The 23,810-nt window shown below is 39.3% G+C and carries 22 protein-coding genes and 1 pseudogene; all 23 read left to right on the forward strand.

Annotated features, from left to right (window positions below; genetic code table 11):
* The first annotated feature begins 14 nt into the window (after nucleotides 1-14).
* A complete protein-coding gene (locus NC799_RS04245) occupies nucleotides 15-506 on the forward strand; it encodes a flagellar protein FlgN (protein ID WP_272445107.1) in 492 nt (163 codons plus the stop codon).
* Between the two features lie 17 nt (nucleotides 507-523).
* Entirely contained in the window at nucleotides 524-2,155 is a 1,632-nt protein-coding gene (gene flgK / locus NC799_RS04250; RefSeq protein ID WP_272445108.1) for a flagellar hook-associated protein FlgK, read from the forward strand.
* Between the two features lie 10 nt (nucleotides 2,156-2,165).
* The gene (gene flgL, locus NC799_RS04255; RefSeq protein WP_272445109.1) at nucleotides 2,166-3,080 is read left to right on the forward strand and encodes a flagellar hook-associated protein FlgL; all 915 of its coding nucleotides are present in this window, start codon (nucleotides 2,166-2,168) and stop codon (nucleotides 3,078-3,080) included.
* A gap of 67 nt (nucleotides 3,081-3,147) precedes the next feature.
* Entirely contained in the window at nucleotides 3,148-3,738 is a 591-nt protein-coding gene (locus NC799_RS04260; protein WP_272445110.1) for a DUF6470 family protein, read from the forward strand.
* A 12-nt stretch (nucleotides 3,739-3,750) separates the two neighbouring features.
* Nucleotides 3,751-4,197 carry a flagellar assembly protein FliW gene (gene fliW, locus NC799_RS04265; RefSeq protein WP_272445111.1) on the forward strand — a complete coding sequence of 149 codons (447 nt, stop codon included), beginning with the start codon at nucleotides 3,751-3,753 and terminating at the stop codon, nucleotides 4,195-4,197.
* Nucleotides 4,198-4,199: 2 nt separating this feature from the next.
* Nucleotides 4,200-4,430 carry a carbon storage regulator CsrA gene (gene csrA, locus NC799_RS04270; RefSeq protein ID WP_272445112.1) on the forward strand — a complete coding sequence of 77 codons (231 nt, stop codon included), beginning with the start codon at nucleotides 4,200-4,202 and terminating at the stop codon, nucleotides 4,428-4,430.
* Between the two features lie 109 nt (nucleotides 4,431-4,539).
* A pseudogene (locus NC799_RS04275) lies at nucleotides 4,540-4,746 on the forward strand (flagellin N-terminal helical domain-containing protein); the annotation flags it as partial.
* Between the two features lie 278 nt (nucleotides 4,747-5,024).
* Nucleotides 5,025-6,224 carry a flagellin gene (locus NC799_RS04280; RefSeq protein WP_272445114.1) on the forward strand — a complete coding sequence of 400 codons (1,200 nt, stop codon included), beginning with the start codon at nucleotides 5,025-5,027 and terminating at the stop codon, nucleotides 6,222-6,224.
* Between the two features lie 546 nt (nucleotides 6,225-6,770).
* Nucleotides 6,771-7,361: a Uma2 family endonuclease gene (locus tag NC799_RS04285; protein WP_272445115.1), complete on the forward strand. Its 591-nt coding sequence runs from the start codon at nucleotides 6,771-6,773 to the stop codon at nucleotides 7,359-7,361.
* A gap of 121 nt (nucleotides 7,362-7,482) precedes the next feature.
* Nucleotides 7,483-7,863, forward strand: a complete 381-nt coding sequence (gene flaG, locus NC799_RS04290) for a flagellar protein FlaG (RefSeq protein WP_272445116.1) — start codon at nucleotides 7,483-7,485, stop codon at nucleotides 7,861-7,863.
* Nucleotides 7,864-7,878: 15 nt separating this feature from the next.
* Complete coding sequence (locus tag NC799_RS04295; protein WP_272445117.1) at nucleotides 7,879-9,468, forward strand: flagellar hook-associated protein 2; 1,590 nt, start codon at nucleotides 7,879-7,881, stop codon at nucleotides 9,466-9,468.
* Nucleotides 9,469-9,488: 20 nt separating this feature from the next.
* Nucleotides 9,489-9,887, forward strand: a complete 399-nt coding sequence (gene fliS, locus NC799_RS04300; protein WP_272445118.1) for a flagellar export chaperone FliS — start codon at nucleotides 9,489-9,491, stop codon at nucleotides 9,885-9,887.
* On the forward strand, nucleotides 9,887-10,240 hold the full coding sequence (fliT, locus tag NC799_RS04305; protein WP_272445119.1) for a flagellar protein FliT: 354 nt from the start codon (nucleotides 9,887-9,889) through the stop codon (nucleotides 10,238-10,240). Before fliS ends, fliT begins: the two co-directional genes overlap by 1 nt.
* A gap of 177 nt (nucleotides 10,241-10,417) precedes the next feature.
* Nucleotides 10,418-10,972, forward strand: coding sequence for a ribosome hibernation-promoting factor, HPF/YfiA family (hpf, locus tag NC799_RS04310; protein ID WP_272445120.1), 555 nt, complete (start codon nucleotides 10,418-10,420; stop codon nucleotides 10,970-10,972).
* A gap of 308 nt (nucleotides 10,973-11,280) precedes the next feature.
* Nucleotides 11,281-11,514 carry a hypothetical protein gene (locus tag NC799_RS04315; RefSeq protein ID WP_272445121.1) on the forward strand — a complete coding sequence of 78 codons (234 nt, stop codon included), beginning with the start codon at nucleotides 11,281-11,283 and terminating at the stop codon, nucleotides 11,512-11,514.
* 228 nt (nucleotides 11,515-11,742) lie between these two features.
* A complete protein-coding gene (gene secA / locus NC799_RS04320) occupies nucleotides 11,743-14,253 on the forward strand; it encodes a preprotein translocase subunit SecA (RefSeq protein WP_272445122.1) in 2,511 nt (836 codons plus the stop codon).
* 88 nt (nucleotides 14,254-14,341) lie between these two features.
* Nucleotides 14,342-15,443, forward strand: a protein-coding gene (gene prfB, locus NC799_RS04325) for a peptide chain release factor 2 (protein WP_272445123.1) whose coding sequence is annotated in 2 segments (ribosomal slippage) — nucleotides 14,342-14,413 and nucleotides 14,415-15,443 — 1,101 coding nt in all. Because the reading frame shifts where the segments join, the coding sequence is not laid out codon by codon here.
* A gap of 273 nt (nucleotides 15,444-15,716) precedes the next feature.
* Nucleotides 15,717-16,595, forward strand: a complete 879-nt coding sequence (gene galU, locus NC799_RS04330; RefSeq protein WP_272445124.1) for a UTP--glucose-1-phosphate uridylyltransferase GalU — start codon at nucleotides 15,717-15,719, stop codon at nucleotides 16,593-16,595.
* Between the two features lie 985 nt (nucleotides 16,596-17,580).
* A complete protein-coding gene (ftsE, locus tag NC799_RS04335) occupies nucleotides 17,581-18,267 on the forward strand; it encodes a cell division ATP-binding protein FtsE (RefSeq protein WP_272445125.1) in 687 nt (228 codons plus the stop codon).
* The gene (gene ftsX, locus NC799_RS04340) at nucleotides 18,257-19,150 is read left to right on the forward strand and encodes a permease-like cell division protein FtsX (RefSeq protein WP_272445126.1); all 894 of its coding nucleotides are present in this window, start codon (nucleotides 18,257-18,259) and stop codon (nucleotides 19,148-19,150) included. The genes ftsE and ftsX overlap by 11 nt, the downstream gene beginning before the upstream one ends.
* A gap of 58 nt (nucleotides 19,151-19,208) precedes the next feature.
* Nucleotides 19,209-20,507 carry a murein hydrolase activator EnvC family protein gene (locus NC799_RS04345; RefSeq protein ID WP_272445127.1) on the forward strand — a complete coding sequence of 433 codons (1,299 nt, stop codon included), beginning with the start codon at nucleotides 19,209-19,211 and terminating at the stop codon, nucleotides 20,505-20,507.
* 178 nt (nucleotides 20,508-20,685) lie between these two features.
* The gene (locus NC799_RS04350; RefSeq protein WP_272445128.1) at nucleotides 20,686-22,170 is read left to right on the forward strand and encodes a S41 family peptidase; all 1,485 of its coding nucleotides are present in this window, start codon (nucleotides 20,686-20,688) and stop codon (nucleotides 22,168-22,170) included.
* Between the two features lie 303 nt (nucleotides 22,171-22,473).
* Complete coding sequence (locus tag NC799_RS04355) at nucleotides 22,474-23,682, forward strand: PDZ domain-containing protein (RefSeq protein WP_272445129.1); 1,209 nt, start codon at nucleotides 22,474-22,476, stop codon at nucleotides 23,680-23,682.
* Nucleotides 23,683-23,810: the final 128 nt, after the last annotated feature.

The raw sequence follows: 23,810 nt of genomic DNA on the forward strand, positions 1-23,810 counted from the left end.
AAGGAGGACGTACAATGTCTGTCCAAGCAATTGTTGATACGTTAACTAAAATCACCCAATTACATCACAGTCTATTAAGTGTGTCACAAACGAAAACAGAAGTTCTAAAAGAAGGTGATACTGCTAAATTACAGACGTTGTTAGTCCAGGAACGGAAACATGTTCAAGCCATTGAACAGCTTGAGTTAAAGAGAATCGACCTAGTCAAGGCGTGGGCAACGGCAAACAAGCAGGACACGGATACGACTACTGTATCGGCTATGCTCGACGTGTTAACTGACGGACATGAGAAAGAATTGCTCGAACAAGCAACGGTTGGTCTAGTTGATGTACTTGTTTCGTTACGGAGTCAAGAGCAGTTAAACCATGAACTAACGCAGCAATCCTTGCAATATATTGAACTATCGTTAAATATGCTTTCACCGTCACTTAAACATTTAAATTATAACAATCAGTCCACGCAAACAACGGTACCTAACCGGTCCTTGTTTGATTCGAAGGCTTAAGGAAAGGAGCCGTTCAGATGGTTTCGACATTTAACGGTTTAGAAGTAGCAAAGCGCGCGCTATTTACTCAACAATCTGCCCTTTATACGACTAGTAACAATATTGCCAATGCCAACACAGAAGGATACACAAGACAACGGGTCAATTTTGAACAAACCGGTGCCTTTCCACCCGCATCGCGTAATCGACCGCAAATACCCGGACAGGTTGGCAGTGGGGTTCAAGCTGGGTCGATTGAGCGTGTTCGCGACCAGTTTTTAGATGTACAATATCGTGGTGAAAATAGTAAGCTTGGCTATTTCGATTCTCGTGCCGATGCGTTAAAGCAGATGGAAGGAATTATGAATGAGCCGTCAGACCAAGGCTTGTCTAAGACACTTGACCAGTTTTGGCAATCGCTTCAGGATGTATCAGTGAACCCAGAAGACGCTGGAGCCCGCTCAGTTGTAACACAGCGCGGTATAGCAGTTGCTGAAACGTTTAACTATTTATCCGATTCCTTGCAGGGTGTTAAAACTGATTTGCAAAATGAATTGAACATCTCAGCTACTGAAACAAACTCCTTAATTAATCAAATTAACAATGTGAACCAACAGATTGGAACAATTGAACCAAATGGCTATTTGCCAAATGATCTCTATGATGAGAGAGATAGGTTGATTGATCAGTTATCAACACTTGTTGACATAAAAGTAACCTATACGAAAAGTGATGGACAAGCAAATCCAATAGCAATAGGGAAAGCATCGATTGAATTGATAAATGCTAATGGACAGCCAACAGGATTGAAGCTAGTTGACGTTAAAAATGATGAACCAGATGTTATTAACGAAATGTACATCAACTTTGATTCAAATAATAATATGGAAAGTATGATTTTATACAATCCCAATGATTTAGCTGCAATTAACACGGACCCAGACAATCCAAAAACACCGGAAGATATTGATCCATCACTTGTTAAAACTATACCTGGATCAGAGATTACTAATGTAGCTAATTTTTCCAATGGGAAAATGAAAGCATTGGTGGAAATGAATGGGTATGTGGAAGGTACAGAGGTAAAAGGTGTATTTAATGACATGCTAAGCGATTTAGATAAATTGGCATATGAATTTGTCGAAGCATTTAACCTGCAGCACTCCAAGGGTGCAGATTTAGCTGGTAATACGGGTGTTGATTCGAATCAAGCATCTACAGTTAATGACTTCTTCAATCAATTATCAGGCGAATCAGGAGCTGCTGGTCGTATTTCCGTTAACGAGGCTATTATTAATGATAGTGATTTGATTGCTGCAAGTTCAAATGGGGACAGTGGTGACGGACTAAATGCAAAGAATTTAGCAGGGGTAATGAGAGAAAGTCTTACAGGCTTAGGTAATAACACATCGATAAAAAGCTATTATGCTTCGATGGTCGGTGAGATGGGTGTTGATGCACAAGAATCATTACGAATGGTTAATAATGCAACGGTCCTTAGGCAGCAAGTAGAAGAAAACAGGCAATCAGTAAGTGCTGTATCCTTAGACGAGGAAATGACTAATTTGATTAAGTTTCAACAAGCGTACAATGCAGCGGCACGAAGTATGACGACAGTAGATGAAATGCTCGACCGAATTATCAATAACATGGGCTTAGTTGGAAGGTAGGTGAATCTAGATGCGCGTAACGCAAAGTATGTTATCAAACAATATGCTTCGAAATCTTAGTAATAGCTACGACAGTCTTGGCAAATATATGGACCAGCTCTCGACAGGGAAAAAGGTAAACCGACCATCGGATGATCCGGTTGTGGCGATGAAAGGGATGGACTACCGGACACAATTGGCTGATATTGAACAATATCAGCGTAATATCACAGAAGTAAACACGTGGATGGAAAATTCCGATGCAGCACTAGATGAAGCAACCCAAGCGATGCAACGTTTACGTGAGCTCGCTGTACAAGGGGCAAATGGAACATATGAAGAAGGGCAGCGTAAGAACATTGCATCAGAAGTCGATCAGTTAAAGTCACAGTTAGTTGACATAGCAAATACAAAAGTTAATAACAAATATATTTTTAACGGGACAAAAACGACGGGAACAGTAGATGCCAATGGTGACATTACACCACCAGTTATCGTTGATGATGCTACCAGTAAAGTGACGAATACTGCTGCTAGTTCTGATCCTGTCTTTATTGAAGTTTCTAATGGAATAAAACTTCCTGTTAACGTGAATCCAGGTAATGTGTTCGGACCGAAATTATTTGCCGATATAGAAGCTTTTTCCAAGGCATTAAAAGATAATGACCAAGCAGGCCTTGAGACAGCCTTAACGAACATTGATTCAAATATCGATCGTGTTGTCAATGAGCGTGCGGACTTAGGTGCTAGGATGAACCGATTGGAATTAATTGAAAACCGGATTGAAAGTCAGTCGATTACAGCTACAAAAATGATGTCAGATAACGAAGATGCAGATATGGAAAAGGTAATGATTGACCTAACTTCCCAAGAAAGTGTCCACCGGGCTGCATTGAGTGCTGGGTCTAGGGTTATTCAACCGACATTACTAGATTTTTTAAGATAATTGATTATAATGCACTTGCCATATTATTGTGGCAAGGCTTTTTCGTGAAGAAGAGGAGGTGCTGAAAGTGGAGTTAGCGCAAATTCGGATGCAATCGCAAATGGCAAAACTAACACTTAATCGGGCAAGTCCTGTTCAGTCGATCGAACAACCTGGCCCAATAGTTAGTATCGAGCAGCCGAAAGGGGAACTAACAATCAATCGTACTCCTTCTAAACTAACGATTGATCAGTCACAAGCCTGGTATGATATGGATTTGAAAAGTGCACCGGTACGTACTCGGGAGGCTGCCCAGTTAGGGAAGCGGGATGTACTAAAAGGCATTGCAAGAAGGGCCCGTCAAGGTGAGGAATTGATGAAAATTGAAAATGGTGGAAATCCAATTGTTAGCCAAGCAGTCGAAAATGGCTTTGATCCACCAAAGCAGTTTAATATTGGGTGGATTCCTTCACCCGGATCGGTGAAGATAGATTATCAGCCTAGTAAAGTCGACATTAGCTATCAACCGAGAAAACCGGTTATTGATATCCAGGCGCAAAAAGCGATTACCGACTATACCCCAGGTTCTGTTGAAATAAGTCTAGGTCAAGAAAAGAGTTTGTCGATAGATTTTGCAGACTTAAAGTATAAAGGATATAGATTCGAAACATTGATATAAAGGTGGTTAACCATGTTGATTGAGACGAGATATTTTGGTGAAATTGAAATAAATGAAGATACAATAATTCACTTTCCAAAGGGAATCCCAGGATTTGTAGACGAAAAGCAGTTTGTGTTACTAGATGTAGAGGACAACCCTGTCTTTCAAGTGTTGCAATCAACGAATAATGTTGACCCAGCATTTATCGTAACCAATCCTTTTCGAACAGTTCGAGATTATCAGTTTGATTTAGATGAAAATACATTGGAGCTACTTGAAATAGAAGCGGAAGAAGAGGTTGGTGTACTATCGATTGTGTCGTTAAAGGATCCACTGAACGATAGCACGATTAATTTGCAGGCACCGATTGTTTTAAATACGAAAAAGCTTTTAGGAAAACAGTACATAACCAATCTAAAAAGCTTCTCGACCAAAGCAAGCTTGTTCCCTCATTCTATCGAGGAGAAGGTGAAATAATCATGCTAGTGTTAACGAGAAGAAGTAATGAGGCGATTAAAATTGGTGACGATATCGAAATAAAAGTACTCAGCATTGATGGGGACCAAGTAAAGTTAGGTATTTCAGCACCGAAACATATTGATATTCACCGGATGGAAATCTATTTGGATATCCAGAAGGAAAATAACGAAGCAGCAGCCGTTTCGACAGATTTATTGAATTTATTGAAAAATAATCCAAAAAACGATTAAACATTTGGTAGATTCCTCCGATAATAATAGTGTAAGGCTAAAGGCGGCCGACTTTAGTCAGTAACCACAAGGATGTGGGCAATAATATAACTCAAGGAGGAAACAAGAAATGAGAATTAATAGTAATATTGCAGCACTCAATACTTATCGACAGTTGAATACTGCTCAAGCAAACCAATCAAAATCAATGGAGAAGTTATCTTCAGGTCTACGAATCAATCGTGCTGGAGATGATGCTGCAGGTTTAGCAATCTCTGAAAAAATGAGAGGGCAGATTCGTGGATTGGATCAAGCACAACGTAATGCACAAGACGGTAAACTAGAAATGCCGCTCTAAGTAGTAATGCTTAGATGAAAACTCCGTGAATTCGGTGGAACCCCAAACCAGCCTTTAAGCGGATGGTGGGCAATACCGAGCCGAGCCTAATGAAACGGTAATTAGTAATTAGGAAGGTGTGACGGTCAGGTGGTGAGGAACCGTACCAATAACCCACCCACGAGCGCGGGGCACCCATATCTTATTGGGTGAAGATATGACCTGAACTTTATGGAAACATAAAGAAGCAGCGGATAAAAAACCACTGCGATAACATATTGATTTCATTAATTCAAACAGCCGAAGGTGCTTTAAACGAATCACATAGCATCCTTCAACGTATGCGTGAATTAGCAGTTCAGTCTTCAAATGATACAAACACCGCTGATGATCGTGAAGAAATTCAAAAAGAAATTAATCAATTGACTGATGAAATTGATCGAATTGGAGATACAACCGAATTTAATACAAAAAACCTATTAAATGGTGGAGCTGGATTAGAAGTTAATTTTTCAGCTGAAACAGTAAGTGGTAATAATGCGGATTGGATAAAAGTTGTTGGTGGTACTTCTGAAACTACGGCAGATGGAGCTAATATAGCAATTACTGATGCTACAGCTGCTACAGCTGCCACAGACAGTACGGTTACTGCTTCTGTTACTGATGGAAGCACACAGTCCTTTACTTTAAATGGGAAGACAATTACTTATACTTCTGGTACTAGTGCCACGACAACTGGTGACGCGATTGCAGCAGCTGTAAACCAATATTCAGATGAGTTGGGAATTACTGCATCAAATTCATCAGGTACATTAACATTTACTACATCTGATACTGGATCAGATGCCAACATTGATTTAGACGCTGCAGCAGGTGCATTAGAAGCTACTGCTGTTGCAATTGATGTAAATGGTAGTGACGCCGATATTAACTCAACTCAAATAGCTGATACAGATTATGTGGCCTCTGGAGATACAATTAAAGTTGTAAGCGGTACTTATAAAGGATTGGAATTGAAGTTAAATGCCGATACAATGTCCACTATTGCAGCTGATAATGATGCTACATTCTCAATTGACTCGAATGGCTCTTTATCTTACCAAATAGGTGCAAATGAAGGTCAAGATATGGATATTACTATCAATGATATGAGAGCTGCAGCCCTTGGAGTCAATAATATTGATGTTACGACCACTGAAAGTGCTAAAAGTGCAATCACTACTATTAATGATGCTATTCAGCAAGTATCAGGTGAACGTTCTAAATTAGGTGCATACCAAAACCGCTTGGAGCACACAATCAATAACTTAGGAACGTCTGCTGAAAACTTAACAGCAGCAGAATCACGTATCCGTGACGTAGACATGGCGAAAGAAATGATGAACCAAACAAAGAATTCAATTCTTGGACAAGCAGCACAAGCAATGTTGGCTCAATCTCAGCAATTGCCTCAAGGAGTATTGCAACTTCTTAGGTAATGTTGAAAGGGCGTCTCATCTAGTAATGGATGAGAGTATAACTGGGTGAATTGCTGGAACTACCTAAAGCTCCTTCAACCACAACGTAACTGGAAACGGTAGGCGTGATGGTTTGAAAATGAAGGAGATAAATGGTTAATCAGCAGCCAAGCTCCTGTCTCGAAAGAGTGGAGAAGGTTCAACGACTAGAGGAAACCGTCTAAGGTTGATAAACTATGACTATGAACCTCGTAGGACAGAGTAACTTTGTTCGAAGTGCCCAGCCCCATAAAAAAGTGGGTGAAGATATAGTCTATTCTATGATCGAAAGACATAGTGGCAAAGCAAGCCAACCAACAACCACAAGGAGTTCTACAACTTCTTCGTTAATTTTATATTTTATAAGAGAGACTCTAGCACTTTGCTAGGGTCTCTCAATGCATAACCATTCCATGAGCCCCTTGATTAAAGAATTACCTCAAACCAAATTTCTTCCCATTAGTGTTCTCGGTTACAATAATTATAGGTAGGCTTAGAATAATTTAAATATTGTCTGGAGTGAATCAAATGAAGTCCAAAAAACAACCAAACCAAATTAAAGAACAAGGCCAAACTTATGAGGACTATGCCCAACTCTCAGATGATGGGACAAGATTTGAACTAGTAAACGGTGAACTAGAAGCTATGTCCCCTTCCCCGCATCCATTACATCAACTGGTTTGTCAGGAGTTATTCAGTACTCTAAAACAAACCTGCCAAAAAGAATATGTTGCATTTGTTGCCCCAATTGATCTAATTCTGTCAGAAAAAGAGGTTAGGCAACCTGACCTAGTCATGCTTCATCAATCTAGGATAGACATTGTTACGAATCGTGGAATTGAAGGTGCACCTGACTTAGTGGTTGAGATTTTATCTCCTACTTCCATTAAACGTGATCGCATCGGCAAATTTGAAACATATGCAAGCTTCTCAATCCCAGAATATTGGATTATCGATCCTATCCACCAATCGTTGGAGCAATACCTCTTAAATAAGAACAACTACAAGCTTGTTGATGTTTATCAGGATGGTCAATGCGTTTATTCTCATCAATTGACCTGTGTTTCATTTTCAGTCAACGATATTTTTTCAAACATTCCACACCTACCAAACGCCTAGCTATTCCTTCATATATAATATTAACATTAGTATCTGTGAGATTTTTTATCTGTTTTTCTTCAAAATAAATTAAAAACAGCCGATATAAAAAGAAACAAATCCTAAAAGGGGCTGCAAGGACATGAACGTTGGGAAAATCATTTCAGGATCCCAACTCTTGCAAAAGGCTGAGCGCATCGGGTTTCCATCATCTGCACGAGAAAGATCCGTCATAGAAAAGTCGGTTCAAACAAGCGAAGAAATCAAGCAAGCATTAAATGATGGTGAAAAAGATTTAAACAAAGACGAAGTAAAAGAAATGGTTAAAAGTATGAACGACTTTCTTGGAGCGACCCATACAGCGTTAAAGTTCCAATACCACGACAAGCTTCAAGAATATTATGTATCGATTATTGATGCCGAAACAAATAAAGTAATTAAAGAAATACCACCGAAAAAGCTATTAGATGCGTATGCATCGATGGCTGAATTGATGGGATTTATTGTCGATGAAACAGTATAAAGGTTGTGAAAACAAATGGTAGAAAGTATTAATACAAGTAGAATATCTGGTCTAGCATCGGGAATGGACACGGAAACAATGGTCCGTGATTTAATGAAAGCAGAGCGTGCACCATTAGACAAAATGCAGCAGGAAAAAACATGGATGACATGGCAACGTGATGCATACCGGGATATGAACAAGCTTTTTTTCGACTTAGATAACCAAATGTTAGACATGAAATTACAAAAAACGTACAGTCCGAAAACATCGTCGTCAACCAACTCTGGTGCAGTTACGGCAACTGCATCCGCATCTGCTCAGAACGGGACGTATGATATTAACGTTACCCAGTTAGCATCTCGAGCAGCAAACTATAGTCAAACAGGAATTTCTGCAGACCCAGCTAATAAAATTAACTTAAATGGAAAGTTAATTGATCAAAAGTTCGCATCTGGTAATATTACGGCCGGAACACAGTCATTTAATTTTTCCACGTTTGATAAAACTGGATCAGAGACGGTTCATACTGTTGAATTTACCGATCAAAACACGATGAATGAAGTTTTCCAAAAGATTAAAGATGCATCTGGCGGAAAGGTCCGTGCGTTTTACGATGGCGAACAGGACAAGGTTATTTTGGAAAGAACGGAGTCAGGGGACTTTAATCAATCTGGCTTATATTATGGAGCGGAAATAGGCTTTACGAGCACTTCTGCTAGTTTTCTAACGGATACCCTTCAAATTGCAGCCGAAAAGCAAGTCGAGCAGCCTGATGGTACTTTTGTAACGACGAGGGCTGAAACCGGTGGAACGAATGCCAAATTCACCTACAATAACGGCTATCAAGTGGAAACTACGAACAATTCGTACACCTTGGATGGCATCACGTACAATTTCACGAACGTCACCAATGGGAATGCAACGATTAGTGTGAACAATGATGTTGAAGCATCGATGAAAAGTATTACCGAGTTTGTGGACCAATACAATACACTAATAGAGACGGTCAATGGGAGTCTGCGCGAAGAAAGATACCGTACCTACAAACCACTTACCGACGCACAAAAAGAAGAAATGTCTGACAAAGAAGTTGAACTATGGGAACAACGGGCAAAAAGCGGGGTACTTAGAAGTGATAGTATATTATCTGGCGGGCTAAATAATATGCGCCAGGACTGGTATTCATCCGTTGAAAATGGTGGACAGTTCAGCCATTTATCCGAAATTGGAATCGAAACATCCTCTAATTATCGTGACGGTGGCAAGCTAATCATCAATGAGGATAAACTACGCCAGGCACTCCAAAATAATCCAGAAGACGTTCGTAAACTCTTTTCTAACGATGTAGAAGGAAATGGCCGTGGCATTATTAATCGGTTAGAAGATTCGATTGAGAAAACAATGAAAAATATTGAAGGAAGAGCAGGGAAAAGTACGCAGACATTAGAGCAATATACAATGGGGAAGCGGATGAAGTTTCTCGACACCCGAATTAATGCCTTTCAAGATAAATTAGTACAAATTGAAGACCGCTATTGGCGCCAATTCACAGCAATGGAAAAGGCGATTCAACGAGCGAACCAACAATCAGCATATTTAATGAACCAGTTCGGTGGAATGTAAAGAAGGGGAGTATTCAAGTCATGTCTTACCAACAGTATCAACAAGCCTACCAAACCAATTCAGTAACGACAGCCTCACCAGGCGAGTTAACACTTATGCTCTACAATGGGTGTCTTAAGTTTATTAAGCTCGCAAAGCAAGCAATGGAGGACAAGGACTATCAAGTAAAGAATACTAATATTCAAAAAGCACAGAAAATTATACAAGAATTAATGATCACATTGGATGAGGGTGCTGACATATCAAAACAAATGATGCCAATCTATGATTTTATCAATCGTCGCTTAATGGAGGCTAATATACAAAACGATTCGGCAATATTAGACGAAGCGTCTGATCTTGTGGCCGAGTTTCGTGACACATGGAAACAGGTGATTCAATTAACTAGAAGTACCCAAACACAAGGTGCGAACGTCTAATGAATCGTTTATTAGCACTACACGAAACAACAGTTCAGCTGCAACGAATCTTGTCGAAAGAAGTTGTCGAAGGAGAGCGAGATGCAACACTCGAGCAGATTAACGTGCTCCTTGACGAGCGTGAGCAACAACTCAACATCGTCCAACCCCCATTTTCTGAAGATGAGCAGGAGGTTGGGGAAAAGTTGCTTCCAATCAATCAAGATATTCAAGTAAAAATGGACGAGCTCTTCAGTCAAATTAAACAAGATGTGAAGTCAATTAAAACACAGAAGCGGTCCAATCAAACATATACCAACCCTTACCAAAGCTTATCCAACTATGATGGGATGTTCTTAGATCATAAGAAATAGCTGCAATAATTCAGTGATCCAATAGTTTCGCCTATACACAATTCATTTAAACTACAAAGTGTCTAACAATTTTGTGTCAGAGTTACAGATAAATATAAAAAAATATTCTGCAAAGGCAGGAATTTAAGCATATTTTCTAGTATACTATAGACATAGGATGAAAGGAGGACACTTTTTATGAACTATAACATCCGAGGGGAAAATGTTGAGGTAACAAACGCAATCAAGGAGTATGTTGAAAAGAAAGTAGGCAAGCTAGAGCGTTATTTTGATACACCGCCAACATCAGATGTAAATGTCAACATAAGTGTCTATAATGATGAACAGCAAATCGAGGTTACAATTCCAATGACGAATCTATTGCTTCGTGGTGAGGAACGACACATCGATTTGTATGCTGCCATCGACCTTGTAGTAGATAAGCTTGAACGTCAAATTAGGAAATACAAAACAAAAGTTAATCGCAAATTCCGTCAAAATGGCGCACCTAAACATGTTTTTGCACAAATGGAAAGAGAAGCATTAGCAGTGAAAGATGTGGAAGACGAGGACGAAATTGAAATTGTACGTACGAAGCGTTTTGATTTGAAGCCAATGGATTCAGAAGAGGCGATTTTACAAATGGATATGCTAGGACACGCATTTTACGTGTTTACGAATGCGATTACTGGTGATACAAATGTTGTTTACCGTCGTAAAGACGGCAGATATGGTTTAATTGAACCCAGCTAAACATAAGTAATTAACATATGAATATACAAAACTTCAGGTGATCCCGAACAGGGGTCGCCTTTTTACATCTCCTAGTGATTGTGCAATGGGTGCGGTGTGTAACCGGATTTGATAAAAAATTTTAAATTTTATCAAAATTCTATTTTTTTCGCGAATGACGGTGCAAAACGAACAAACCGGTGCACAAAAGTAAAGTATCAACCTTCATTTCTTAAGTTTGGGCCTTCATTTTCCAAAATTACCAACTGGCGCAATGTCTCTTAATTGTGTATAAATAAACTAACCACAAAGGAAGGGGGGCGTACATAATGAAAATGAATTGTCCTGAATATGAGATCCTATCACAAAAGCTAAAGCAGCATGAAAATACCATTACGCAATTATTAGTTATTCTTGCTGCAAGTAATAAAAAAATAAGTGATCTCAATAAACGGCAAATCGACTTAGAGCATCGAGTCACTTTCCCTTTAAGCTCACCACCTGTCGAGTTTGTCATAGAAACTACCCCTAAGCCCTTCATGACGCCCCAAATGAAAGAGTAGCTCTCTGTCCACGAGCTACTTTTTTATTTTCGAGTAAGTATAAACCCTTTTGATATAGACATGTAATGTCAGCCGTATGTAAAACTTCGGCCTCAAACTTGGTTTGGCTGTATTCTACTAGGGTAACTTCGGTATTCTTGTCTTTACTAGATGCTAGTGTTATTATTAAATTTGGAGTAAAAGTATTATCAGACAATTGATTTTACGAATACAGAGGAGCGTTTTATCATGCGTGGATTACTAAAGAAAGTCTTTGGGGATGGTAACCAACGGCAACTTAATCGTCTACAACAAACAGTCGATCAAATTGAAGCGCTGGAAGCCGACATTGAAAAATTATCAGATGATGAATTAAGAAAAAAAACAGAAGAATTTAAAGAAAGATATCAAAAAGGCGAAAGTCTAGATGATATGTTAGTTGAAGCATATGCCGTCGTTCGGGAAGGCTCGAAGCGGGTACTTGGTATGCGACCTTTTTTAGTTCAGCTTACCGGTGCTGTTACCCTTCATAATGGTGATATTGCCGAAATGAAGACTGGTGAAGGTAAAACGCTAGCGTCAACAATGCCAGCCTATTTAAACGCTCTTACTGGAAAGGGCGTCCATATCATTACTGTCAACGAATATTTGGCTGATCGTGATGCGAACGATATGGGTAAGCTCTTTGAATTCTTAGGCTTAACGGTTGGATTAAATTTGAATAGTATGTCAAAAGAGCAAAAGCGTGAAGCATATTTAGCTGATATAACGTACGGTACAAACAATGAATTTGGCTTCGACTACCTTCGTGATAATATGGTGCTTTACAAAGAGCAAATGGTGCAACGCCCACTTCATTTCGCCATTATAGATGAGGTAGACTCAATTTTAATTGATGAAGCAAGAACACCGCTAATTATTTCGGGTTCTGCGCAAAAATCAGCAACCTTATATCAACAGGCGAACAGCTTTGTTCGGACATTAAAAAACGAAGAAGATTATACGTATGATGAAAAAACGAAAGGGGTTCAGTTAACCGAAGAAGGGATTAATAAAGCGGAAAATTACTTCGGGATTGAGAACCTGTTTGATTTAAATCATGTAACATTGACCCACCATGTCAATCAAGCATTAAAGGCACACGTATCGATGCACCGTGATACGGATTATGTGGTGGAAGATGGACAAGTTGTTATTGTCGATCAATTTACTGGTCGGTTGATGAAAGGCCGTCGTTATAGCGATGGACTTCACCAAGCAATCGAGGCAAAAGAAGGCTTGGAAATTCAAAATGAAAGCATGACCCTTGCATCGATTACGTTCCAAAACTTTTTCCGTATGTACGAAAAGCTTGCCGGTATGACTGGTACAGCTAAAACAGAAGAAGAGGAATTTCGAAATATTTATAACATGGATGTTATTGTGATTCCAACTAATAAACCAATTGTCCGCGAAGATAAGCCAGACTTAATATATAAAACAATGGAAGGCAAGTTTAACGCAGTTGTTGAGGAAATCAAACAACGTTATGAGAAAGGACAACCTGTGCTTGTTGGTACGGTGGCTGTTGAAACGTCTGAATTAATTTCGCAACTACTTAAAAAGAAAGGCGTCAAACATAACGTATTAAATGCGAAAAACCACTACCGTGAAGCGGAAATTATCGAGGATGCTGGTCAACGTGGTGCCGTTACAATTGCCACAAACATGGCTGGTCGTGGTACCGACATCAAGCTTGGTGAAGGTGTCAAAGAGCTTGGTGGACTTTGTGTCATTGGTACAGAAAGACACGAATCACGCCGGATTGATAATCAGCTTCGTGGTCGTTCTGGGCGTCAAGGGGACCCAGGGGTAACGCAATTTTATTTATCGATGGAAGATGAGTTAATGCGCCGCTTCGGTTCTGATAATATGCGTGCTATGATGGACCGTTTAGGTATGGATGACTCACAGCCAATCGAAAGTAAGATGGTTTCCCGTGCGGTAGAATCAGCACAGAAACGTGTTGAAGGTAACAACTTTGATGCACGTAAAACAATCCTATCTTATGATGATGTTTTGCGTCAGCAGCGTGAAATTATTTATAAACAGCGGTTTGATGTAATTGAATCTGATAACTTACGCGAAATCATTGAACAAATGATCCGTACGTCGGTTGAAAATACGGTCCACTCCCATACCCAAGACGATTTAGATGATAATTGGGATTTGAAAAGTATTGTTGAGTATTTGAATGCCAATCTACTAAGTCCCGGTGACATAGCTGAAAATGATCTAAAGGGGAAAGACCCTGAAGAGATGATTGAGCTGACTATGGCTAAGATTAAGGAAAAATACGATCAAAAAGAAGAAGATCTTACGCCTGAACAAATGCGGGAGTTCGAAAAGGTTATTTTGCTTCGTACCGTTGATACGAAGTGGATGGACCACATTGACCAAATGGATCAGCTTCGCCAAGGGATTGGGCTTCGTGCCTACGGTCAAAACGATCCATTACGTGAATACCAAATGGAAGGCTTCGCTATGTTTGAAGCAATGGTTGAGTCAATTAATGAGGAAGTGGCTCGTTATGTGATGAAGGCTCAAATCCGCGAGAATTTACAACGTGAAGAAGTTGTCAAGGATGCTAAAGCTGTATCTGGTGGCGATGATGCCAAGCCAAAGGTGAAAAAGCCGTTTAAGAAAGCAGAAGATATCGGTCGTAATGATCCTTGTCCATGTGGAAGTGGCAAAAAATATAAGCATTGTCATGGTCGTTAATTGGGAATAAACATGATAAGGAGACACTTCTTAATGGAAGTGTCTCCTAAGTTGTGTGCTGTAGGTAAATTTTAATGAGGTGAATTATATGGAAATGGTAGAAATTAGGCAAGAATTAGATAAAATTACTAAACGTTTAGCTGACTTCAGGGGGTCTCTTTGACTTAGAAGAGAAGAGAGCGCGGATTGCTGAACTAGATGAACAGATGAGTGCCCCGACTTTTTGGGATGACCAACAAACGGCACAAAAAGTAATCAATGAAGTGAATGGTTTAAAGGACCTCGTTCAAACCTTTGATAAACATGTCGAGCAATTAGACAATTTAGAAGTTTCTTATGAGTTAGTTAAAGAAGAAGATGACGAGGACCTCCGCGAAGAATTAGAAACGGAAGTACAGGTGCTTACAAAACAGTTAAATGAGTTTGAATTATTAATTTTGTTAAGTGAACCGTACGATAAAAATAATGCAATCCTTGAGCTTCATCCAGGTGCTGGTGGAACAGAGTCACAGGACTGGGCAAGCATACTCCTTCGAATGTACACGCGCTGGGCAGAATCAAAAGGATTCAAAGTGGAAACAATGGATTATCTTCCAGGTGAGGAAGCGGGCGTTAAGAGTGTTACCCTTTTAATTAAAGGCCATAACGCTTATGGTTATTTAAAAGCAGAAAAAGGTGTCCACCGTTTGGTGCGGATTTCACCATTTGATTCATCTGGCCGTCGTCATACCTCGTTTGTCTCTTGTGAGGTAATGCCGGAATTAGATGATGACATTGATATTGAAATCAGAACCGAAGACATTAAAGTTGATACGTATCGTGCAAGTGGTGCAGGTGGTCAGCACATTAATACGACTGATTCCGCTGTTCGTATTACGCACCTACCAACGAACTCGATTGTAACGTGTCAATCAGAGCGTTCGCAAATTAAAAACCGGGAACAAGCAATGAAAATGTTGAAGGCTAAGCTTTATCAATTAGAAATTGAGAAGCAACAGCAGGAGCTTAATGAAATTCGCGGCGAACAAAAGGAAATTGGTTGGGGAAGTCAAATTCGTTCCTATGTTTTTCATCCGTATTCAATGGTAAAAGACCACCGCACAAACTTTGAGGTAGGGAATACGAATGGTGTAATGGACGGAGACCTAGATCCATTTATCGATGCATATCTACGCTCACAAATGAAGTAATAGAGAAGGAGAACATCGACAGGGATGGTTCTCCTTTTGTTCTAAAAAGAAAGTAAAAAAAGACCCAAGAGCTGTCTAGCGCAGAGCGCCTAGCCCTCGGGGTCATAAGTCAATCCCCTCAGTAGCAAAGAGCGCCACATAGATTTTCTGCTTTAGCTTGCCTTAGGCTGGGCAAGGCGACTTGCGCTTTTCTTATTCCTTGTGAAAAGGATTTTGGTGTGTGATTTCTTATGGTAAAATAAGTAATTATAATGGAGAGAGGACCGTGTCAGAATGGCAATCAAGAAAGCAATTATTCCGGCAGCAGGGTTAGGGACAAGATTTCTCCCGGCAACGAAAGCAATGCCTAAAGAAATGCTACCAATTGTAGACAAGCCAACCATTCAATACATAGTCGAAGAAGCCATTGCGTCGGGGATAGAGGATATCATCATTGTCACTGGGAAAGGGAAGCGTGCGATTGAGGATCATTTCGACCACGCTTTTGAGCTTGAGGATAATTTATTTAAGAAGGGAAAGTTTGAATTATTAGATCAGGTTAAAGAGTCGTCAACCGTTGATATTCACTACATTCGTCAAAAAGAACCAAAAGGTCTTGGTCATGCCATTTGGTGTGCACGAAAGTTTATTGGCAATGAAGCTTTTGCTGTTTTACTCGGAGATGATATTGTTCAATCGGATACTCCTTGTTTAAAGCAGTTGATTGACCAGCATGAAGTGACACATAATACGGTGATTGGTGTAAAGCAGGTTCCAATAGAGGAGACTTCACGGTACGGAATCATTGACCCGAACGAAAATATTGGCCCGTTATATAAGGTGCGTTCATTAGTTGAAAAACCTTCTGTGTCAGCTGCACCGTCAAATTTAGCTATTATGGGTCGATACATTTTAACTCCTGAAATTATGGATATTCTTGAACGACAAGGTACTGGTGCTGGTGGAGAAATCCAATTAACTGATGCGATTGCTAAACTTGGCCAGATGCAGGATGTATATGGGTATGAATTTGAGGGAAAACGTTATGATGTTGGAGACAAACTTGGCTTCATCCAAACAACAATAGAAATGGCACTAGAACGTGACGACATGCGGGAAGATGTTACAAGTATGCTGAAGGAAATAATGGATAATCATGTGCGCCACAACTAATTAAAAACAAGGAGAGAATTCAGCCGATTGGTTGAGTTCTTTTTCTTTTTTTTATACTGCGCAATAACTAAGCTATGCCTGTTTTCCAATCCATGCAGCGTTCGTGATTATCTACAGAATGGCCGAAACGAAACCCAAATCTGTCGATAAGAGGCATCATCATCGACAGAATGGCCGAAACGAAACCCCAATCTGTCGATAAGAGGCATCATCATCGACAGAATGGCAGAATCGGAACACAAATCTGTCGATAAAGGGTACCATCATCGACAGAATGGCAGAATCGGAACACAAATCTGTCGATAAAGGGTACCATCATCGACAGAATAGCCGAAACGAAACCCAAATCTGTCGATAGATGCTTGTCCATACTATACTAGTTTGGATAAGGTTATTCTCTTAACTCACAAGGCAAAAAGAAAATGGAATGATTAAGGCGTGTATCGATGATAATAATGAAATATCGACGCGTGCCGATGCCGCCATATCTTGTACCTATCCTGGAATATTCATTCGTAGTTGTAGGATCGTTTTTTGTAGCCGTTTTATTCAATGTGTTTTTATTGCTAGGTGGTGTTGCTGGAATTAGCACCATCCTTAAATACCTATTCAATTTCAAGGGGAGCTTAATGTGCCACTATTTATTGCTGGCTGAGGGGTACATCGCATGGTTTGTACTCTTAATTAAGCTTCTTTTTTTCGTCAAAAATCGAGAAAAGTCTACCTATCTACACCAGCAATCTAGTAATTTATGAAATGAAAATGTAATATTTTATAGTCTAATAAAATGACAAAATAGATGTTATAATGTAACAGACCCTGCTATTTCGACAGAACGCGCAGGATTTTTACGTCATTTGATATTGTTCTTGGTTAAGTGGTAATACAAATTTCGTGTTATTTCACATGCAGACCTTGATTTTTGACCGTAACAGATAGAGTAAGTCATAACAATAATGCTTGGAAAGATTAAGGTGATCAATAAATGATAGCTATGGAAAATGTTTATAAAACGTACCCAAATGGGGTAACAGCAATAAATGGAATAGATGTAACGATTGACCAAGGTGAATTTGTATATATTGTTGGCCCAAGTGGTGCTGGTAAGTCTACTTTTATCAAGCTAATGTTTCGTGAAGAAGTTCCTACGAAAGGTAATATTGTCATTAATAATAGAAATCTAGCAAAAATGAAATGGAAGGAAGTCCCACTCTTAAGAAGGGACATTGGGGTTGTTTATCAAGATTTTAAACTACTTCCAAAACTAACAGTCTATGAAAATGTTGCATTTGCTTTAGAGGTGATTGAGGAAACACCACGTAATATTAGAAGGCGAGTAATGCAAGTATTAGACCAAGTAGGCTTGAAAAATAAAGCACGGTTCATCCCAGATGAACTATCAGGTGGGGAACAACAACGTGTTGCGATTGCCCGCGCGATTGTTAACCATCCTAAATTACTCATTGCGGACGAGCCTACTGGGAATCTCGACCCTGAAACGTCTTGGGAAATCATGAGGATTTTAGAAGAGATTAATGCTAGTGGAACAACCATTATCATGGCAACCCACAGCAAAGAAATCGTTAATACGATTAAAAAACGTGTCATTGCGATTGAAGGCGGACTTATCGTACGGGACGAACACCGAGGTGAATACGGCTATGAGATTTAGTACATTACAGCGTCATGTTCGTGAGGGTTCTAGGAATATATGGCGAAATGGTTGGATGACAGTCGCGTCAGTTGGTGCTGTGACAACAACCTTAGTTTTAGTAGGTGCATTCTTAGCACTTATGCTTAATTTGAGTAACATAGCAACAAATTTAGAAAAGGATGTCCAGATTAAGGCACTGATAGATTTAACTGCAGACCAAGCAGAAATTGATGCAGTAGGGGATGCCATTCAACGGATTCCTGAGGTTGCTAGTGTTACCTTCTCAAGTAAGGATGAAGAATTATCGAGTCTTATCGATAGTTTAGGAGAAGAAGGGAAAGTTTGGGAGATGTACGAACAGGACAACCCCTTAAACGACGTCTATATTGTTAAAACAACAGACCCTTTAGACACGATTTCCGTAGCAAAAAAGATAGCTTCGATTACGAATGTCGAAGAAATAACGTATGGACAAGAGGTTGTACAAAACTTATTTAAATTTAACCAATATGCGCGGAACATTGGACTAGTTTTAATAGTTGGCTTAATTTTCACCGCAATCTTCCTAATTTCAAACACGATTAAAATTACAATCATCGCCCGTAGACGGGAAATTGGAATTATGAAGCTTGTCGGTGCAACAGATTCGTTCATTCGGTGGCCGTTCTTTATTGAAGGGCTATTGCTAGGTGTTTTAGGAAGTATTGTACCAATTCTGATTATAACTACAGGTTATTATTATTTGTCACATAGTGGTAATGCACTAACACAGTTCAGCTTCGTTGAATTATTGCCATTTAGTCCATTTGCTATCCAACTGTCTTTAGTCATTCTAGCCATTGGGGCAGGAATCGGTGTATGGGGAAGTGTGATGAGTATCCGAAAATTCTTAAAGGTTTAATTTTTGATACAACCAATAGGAAAATCGAAATTCAAAGTGGGGAAGGGGAAAGAAGCTGATGAGGAAAGTGTTAGTTATTGCTGTTACTGTTTTACTTATCATAGCAGGAACGCCTGTTTCTAAAACGGTATTTGCAGAAGGGATATCAGACATCCAAAAGAAAATAAATGAACTGAATAGACAGCAAAATAATATTAAAAAAGAAAGTGGAAATATAACGAATGAAGTAAAAAGTACCAATGGGAAAATTGAAGCTAATTTAGCAGAGCAAGACGAGGTTACAGTACAAATTGCTGCCATCGATAAAAACCTTCAGGAAACACTTGAAAAATTAAAAGCAAAAGAAGAAGAAATTGCTAAAACCAATCAACAAATCAACCAAACAGAAGCAGATATTAAACAACTAAAAGCAGATATTGTTGTATTAATTGATCGAATTGAAACAAGGGAAGAACTACTGAAGAATCGCTTACGCACTTTACAACAAACAGGTGGGGACGTTACTTATTTAGAAGTTATTATGGGCGCACAAAACTTTAGTGACTTTTTAAATCGTGCTACTGCCGTGAATAAAATTATGGGACAAGACAAGAAAATCATGGATACCCATTTAGCTGAGCAACAACAACTAGAAGATAAACAAGTAGATCTCGAAGATAAAAAGAAGAGTCTAGACGAGAAAAAAGCTGATCAAGTAACACAAAAAGAAGAGTTAGAGACTTTGAAGGCACAGCTTGATAAACAAATGAACGAAAAAGAAGTATTAATGGAACAGTTAAAAGAAGAGCAGAAAGAACTAGAGAATTATCAAATTAGCCTTCAAGACGAACAACGAATCTTACGTCAACAAGAAGAAGCAGTAAGCCGAGCTATTGAAGAAGCTAACAGGAAAAAAGAACAGTTACAACAGCTTTCCAAGTCAAATGGTGATAAGCCAAAAGAAAGTGACGGGACTTTTGTTTGGCCAACAGAAGGAACTATTACATCAGGGTATGGTCCTCGTTGGGGAAGCTTTCACCCTGCACTAGACATTGCGAACAAGACAGGAACCTCTGTAAAAGCTATGGCTGATGGGATTGTCATCTCAACGAATACTCCATGGGACGGACAAATGAACGGCTATGGAAATGTTATTCTTATCGCACATTCTGTGAATGGAACAGTGTACACAACATTGTATGCTCATTTAGATAGTATGTCTGTTACTGCTGGACAGTCAGTGAGTAAAGGTCAAACCATTGGAAAAATGGGTAGTACAGGAAACGTAACTGGACCACACCTCCATTTTGAGGTTCATAAGGGTGGATGGAATGCAGCAAAAAGTAATGCAGTTAACCCGATGAATATGTTACCATAAATAAAGACGAACCACTTATTGCTTTTTCACAGAAAACCATATTTATAGACATGTTTGGTTCACGTGTGGCATAAACTAAATTTAGACAAAAGGCATCGCAGGATTGGTTGTGATGCCTTTTGTGCCATACATAGAGAATGCATCAAGAGGGATCAAATCTTATCGAGGTGAATAAACGTTGAATTTTAAAAAGAGTTATATCGTAGTATTAATGGTTGCTGCATTACTATTAGGTGCTGTAGGGTCATACGTTGGTGTTAAACTTGCACAACCAAAAATTTCTTCGAATGGGTCCAACGCTGAAAAATTTATTGATTTAAGTCCTGATCAACAAGAGAAGCTTTTAAAAAGTGAAACCGGGACGGCAAGTATGGCCAAGGTCATGCAAGCCTACAGTTTAATTCAAGAAAGTTACCTTGAAAAGGTTGATGACCAGCAATTAATTGAAGGTGCCATTCAAGGGATGCTTGATTCTTTAGGTGACCCATATAGTGTATATATGGATAAAGAAACTGTCCAAGAATTTAATCATCAAATTGAATCCTCATTTGAGGGGATTGGTGCGGAAGTAAGTATGGTAGAGGATAAAGTGACAATTATTGCACCAATTAAAGACTCCCCTGCTGAAGAGGCGGGTTTGAAACCAAATGATCAAATTTTAAAAGTTGATAACGAGAGTGTTGAGGGACTTGATTTGTTCGAGGCAGTTTCAAAAATTCGTGGTGAACAAGGAACTGAAGTCACATTGGAAATTAACAGACCAGGGGTGGAAGACCCATTGTTAGTCACATTAGTTCGCGATGATATTCCACTTGAGACAGTTTATAGTGAAACGAAAGAAGTCAATGGTAAAAAAGCAGGTTTAATTGAAATCACTTCCTTCTCAGAGAACACAGCAGATCGATTTAAAGAGGAATTAACAAAGCTAGAAGAGGAAGGTATTGAAGGGTTAGTGATTGATGTTCGCGGAAATCCTGGTGGGTTACTACCGTCTGTTGAGTCTATCCTGAAAAACTTTATTCCAAGTGATAAGCCGTATGTTCAAATCGAGGACCGTGATGGGAAAAAGTCCCGGTATTTCTCTGAGCTAGAAGAACCGAAAGAATATCCGGTTAGCGTGTTGATTGACGAAGGTAGTGCGTCAGCGTCAGAAATTTTAGCAGTATCGATGAAAGAGGCTGGCGGCTACGAGATTGTAGGTACGAAAAGCTTTGGAAAAGGTACAGTACAACAAACAGTCCCAATGGGGGATGGAAGTACGATTAAGTTAACCTTATTTAAGTGGTTATCACCTGAAGGTAATTGGATTCACAAAAAAGGTGTAAAGCCAACAATTGAAGTGAAACAACCAGACTATTTCTATACAAGTCCAATTCAATTAAAGGATGAAGAAACGCTTTCCTCTAACCAGAGCAGTGATAAAATAAAAAATGCTCAGATTATGTTGAAAGGCCTTGGTTATGATCCGCAACGTGAAGATGGCTTCTTTAGTGAATCGACTACACGTGCTGTTAAGCTGTTCCAGGCAGATGAGGGAATTGAGGTAACTGGTGAGATAAATACCCAAACAGCAGAACGTCTTCAAACGAACATTATTGAAAAAATTAGAAGCGGTGAAAACGATAAGCAAGAAGAAAAAGCGCTTGAAGTTTTATTTGAATAATCGAAAGCTAATTCATGTAAGGGCCTAGTTATCTATACTAGGTCCTTTTCGTTATGTTCCAAGCCCACCGGTTGCGTGTAGCCCGGTTCATTCAGTAGTGCCTGCTTTTAATCTATGGCTAAAAGTATTTATAATTTATGTGTGTGCCACAAAAAAACCTTCAAGGTCAAGTCCCCAAAAAAATCCAGTTATTTTTTTACGAAGAAGTGTATCTTGTTTAAGCAAGTTTTTGTTATTATTGATACAATAGAGACAAGTGTATCTATCATGAGTTAACGAGGTTGTTGTGGAAGGGGTCTAACGATGGAAGCTTGGTTACTAGAAATCGCAAAAGGAATCGGGAAATTTTTTCTACACCCTTTAGTATATTGGTTTTTGATTGTAACTTTTCTTGCTACATATGCGAGAATTAAGCGTGAAAGACGATCGTTTGGTTCGAAAGTATATCCTTTCTTTGCGGAAGCAAGTCAAACATTGGTCCTCTCACTATGTGCTGGAGTTGTATTATCTTTACTAGCAATTGGGCTTGGGGTAGTTTTCAGTTTTCCTGTACTACTACTAATGACTGTAATAACTGTGCTCGTAACAGTGACAGGTCGGTTTTCCTGGTTATCGGCTGCTTATACTATGGGTTTTACGTACCTACTTTTATTTTTACTACCAACATTACCAGCAGGCACGCTTCCTACTGGCTGGCAAGAAGCATTTAAACGCGTCAATGTTATCAGTTTTACCGGTATATTAGGACTGCTCATCATTATTGAAGCAATTTTAATGCTCCAATTAAAACGAAGAAATACTTTTCCCGAATTGGTAAAAGGCAGCCGCGGAAAATGGATTGGCCAACATCGGATCAAGAAAATCGCCATGATTCCTTTTTTTACATTAATCCCAGTTGGTGGAATCGTGCCATTTGCAAGCTGGTGGCCCATCTTTCCTGTTGGAGGGGAGAGCTTCGGTATTTTGCTTCTGCCGATTTTAATTGGTTTTGAGCATGTTTCCAAGGGAACAGCCCCATTGAAAGCAAGTCGCCGGTTAGGACAATCCTTACTTATTTTAGGATTTCTGACGACTGGCATTGCTATGGCAGGCTACTATTTCCCGATTTTAACGTTAGTAAGTGTTGCTGTTGCGATTATTGGTAGGGAAATGATATCCTATCAATTCAAATGGAAGGATGGACAAAAACAACCATTCTTTAGTCCAGATGAAGCCGGATTACTCGTGTTAGATGTTATGTCGGGTACACCTGGGGAGCGACTAGGTTTAATGCCTGGGGAACGTATTATCAAAGCAAATGGTCAAGTGGTTATTAATGAACAACAGTTTTATGAAGCACTGCAAATTAATAGTACCTATTGTAAATTGGATATTCGTGATGAGCGCGGGGAACTACGATTTGCTCAACGTGCACTATATCAAGGGGAACACCATGAACTTGGCATTATCTTTGTCGAAGCAAACTATTTCAAAAAAAATCATATAAGTAAAGGTAGAAAAAAAGCAGAATAAAAACAAAAGCATGGAAGCTTGACGTGGCTGTCGCTGAATGCTATCCATGCTTGGATTTTTTCTTATTAAGCTTTTATTTTGAATAGTTCTCTAATTTCTTTTTCGCTCAATCCAGGTAGCATCCTTAA

The sequence above is a fragment of the Aquibacillus salsiterrae genome (assembly GCF_028416595.1).
Taxonomy (GTDB): Bacteria; Bacillota; Bacilli; order Bacillales; family Amphibacillaceae; genus Aquibacillus_A; species Aquibacillus_A salsiterrae.